A 2,709-nucleotide genomic window follows, 5' to 3' on the forward strand; every position below is an offset into this window, starting at 1 on the left:
CGTCGGACAATACGACCTCGACAGCACGCGGACCCCGATGCGACATAGAAATAGTCTACAGACTTAGACTCGCCATTTCCGGCGCGTCACACTAGTTAGATTTGCATCATGTATTTCACGTCGAGCATGGGCGCCCACGACTCTTCCCGCCGGTGAATGTATCCGACGCAATCGCCACGCAAGCACAGTCCCGTCCGTAATTGCGAGATGTCGTGCGAGACGAATCCCGGGTGTGATGGGCGCACGGTTGGACCGTTCGAGCGAGTTTTTGCTGTGGATTGCCTGTGCCGAAATTCCGGCCGCGCGCGTTCCATGTGCCACTTCGCCGGTCACGTCGCTCTGCAGGCCGTGACTGGCGTGGGTGAGTCGCCTTGCACGCGATTGACGACACACCCTACTGTCCAATCTCGCCGGACGAATTGTCCGGTTTCATTGGACAATGTCCGGGTTTCCACCGCTGTTCGAGTCTTCGCGGTGCCCTGGGGTCGGCCGAGGTCCTTGGGTCGAGGAGAAGCGAACCGATGACAGCCATGCCATGAGCCCCCACGCCCTCGAGCCACGAGGCGAGGACGGGCTACGCGGACTCCGACCCACCATGACCGTGCAGCCGCATATCAACCTACCCCGCCCGGACCCAGGGTCTGGGAATGCCAGTCACTCCCTCACTCCCCAAGACAGATCTCCGGGCCCGAGACCACGAACTGACCTTCCGGAAGGATGAAATGCCCCAAGCGCCAATGGCAGTACCGACACAGAGACAGGCCATCCGGGAGCAGCCGCCAGCCGGACGCCGCACCGGTAAACCCATCTGGTACGCGTGGGCCGCCGTCCTCGGCGACGCGGTTGGCGCCGCCGTGCCGATGTACCTGGCGTTCGCACTGGCCGACGGGAGCAATGCCACGGCATACGCGACGGTGGCGACCGCGGCGTGGCTGCTCGTACGCGGCGCACGGAACCGCTACGCCGAACGCCGTCTCGGTGAGCGCGACAACGTCGGCCCCGCACTGCAGGACTGGCTGGTGCTGCTCGGACTACTCGCGGTCGTGCGGGCGGCGACGGGCGAGGAATCCCCCTTCCTCGTCGCGCTCACCGCCTTGGCGCCCTGCGCCCCCACCAGCGCCCTCGTGCACACGCTGATCCGCCGCCATCTGGTCACCCGGCGCCACGCGGGCCGGGCCGTCCGCAGGGCCTTGGTGATCGGGGAACCGAACGCCGTCGACAGCCTGGTGAGCCACCTCGCCAAGCGGACCGACCACGAGTTCGTCATCGTCGGGGTATGCCCGATCGGCGACCGTGACCCCCAGGCGCTGACCCCGGTCGCCGCCCGCCTCGGCAGACAGGCACCGCCGCGCATGTCGGCCGACTCCGCCCCGGTGCTGGAGGCTGCGCGGCGGCTCGGCGTCGACGTGGTCCTGGTCGCGCCGGGACCGTACATGGCCGGAACGCGGCTGCGGCAGCTGTCCTGGGCACTGCACAACGAGGAGTGCCCGCTCGTGGTCGTACCGGGACTCACAGAGGTGTCCGGGCGCCGGGTGAGCGTCTTCTCCGTGGCCGGTCTGACGATGCTGAACGTGGCGCCGCCCCTGAGACGGGGGCACGCGGCGCTGCTCAAGGCGGTGACTGACCGGCTGGGCGCGGTGCTCCTGATCGTGCTACTGGCCCCGGTGTTCACGGCGGTGGCCCTCGCCGTACGGTTGGACTCCCCGGGCCCGATCGTGTACCGGCAGACGCGCATCGGTCGCGGCGGACAGCCTTTCACCATGACCAAGTTCCGCTCCATGGTCGCCGACGCAGAGCGGCTGAGACACCAACTGGCCGCCACCAACGAACAGGACGGCCTGATGTTCAAGGTGCGCCGCGATCCGCGGATCACCCGCGTCGGCCAGGTACTGCGCCGCTACTCCCTGGACGAACTGCCCCAGCTTTTCAACGTGGTGCGGGGTCACATGTCCCTGGTCGGCCCGCGACCGCCCTTGCCCGACGAGGTCGCCGGCTACGACGAGGTGGAGCGCCGGCGACTGGCCGTGAAGCCCGGCCTCACCGGCCTGTGGCAAGTCAGCGGCCGCTCGGACCTGTCGTGGAGCGAGACGATCGCTCTGGACCTCAGGTATGTGGACAACTGGTCGCCCTTCGGAGATCTCGGGGTACTCGTCCGGACGGTTCGGGCCGTTGTGGCGGGCACCGGGGCCTACTGAGCGGCTGTCGGCAGCGCTCCGGCACCGGCGATCCCCCAGGAGGACCATGCCGGGTCTTCGAACTTGAGCGGTGTGGGTCGTCAAGCGGGTTGAGGCGCCGTCACAGTGTGTGAGGGACCTGGTGGCTCTTGCCGGGACGCAGAGTGCCCGTGGGCCTGCGTGATCATTTCTGTTCTCCACGCAGAACGATCATGCAGGAGCCACGGGCTTGCTCGACGATACTACGTTGCTGCTCGAGCTCGACGGGGTGTCCGTCGCGCAAGTCGAGCGGCTGGCCGATGGCAGGCGCCGGGGTTCACCTGATCACGACCGATGAGGCGGCCCGGGCCTGCCCGGCTTGCGGGGTCTTCGCCACCGGGAGAAGGGGGGCCTTGTCCGCCGAGTAGCCGAGGGGATTCTCACCCAATGCCAGGAACTTAAGAAGGTCACTTTCCGTGTTGGTCACGGTTTGGGTGGCAGTCGTGCGCTCTGCCGGACGCACGGAAGCTCCTCGTCTACGACTGGTGATTGTCGA

The 2,709-nt window shown here is 67.3% G+C and carries 2 protein-coding genes; one reads left to right on the top strand and one right to left on the bottom strand.

Features of this window, described 5'->3' with window-relative positions:
• Positions 1-737: 737 nt before the first annotated feature.
• Positions 738-2,195, top strand: coding sequence for a sugar transferase (locus ACWDA7_RS51915; RefSeq protein WP_450615086.1), 1,458 nt, complete (start codon positions 738-740; stop codon positions 2,193-2,195).
• A gap of 295 nt (positions 2,196-2,490) precedes the next feature.
• On the opposite strand, the gene ACWDA7_RS51920 is transcribed toward ACWDA7_RS51915, so the two are convergent.
• Positions 2,491-2,709 (bottom strand): hypothetical protein (locus ACWDA7_RS51920; RefSeq protein WP_450615088.1); only part of this gene is annotated, 219 nt, incomplete at its 5' end.

It is taken from the genome of Streptomyces sp. NPDC001156 (assembly GCF_053598275.1).

Coding starts and splice junctions, on each gene's coding strand:
- ACWDA7_RS51915 (WP_450615086.1), top strand. CDS start 738: ATGGCAGTACCGACACAGAGACAGGCCATCCGGGAGCAGCCGCCAGCC.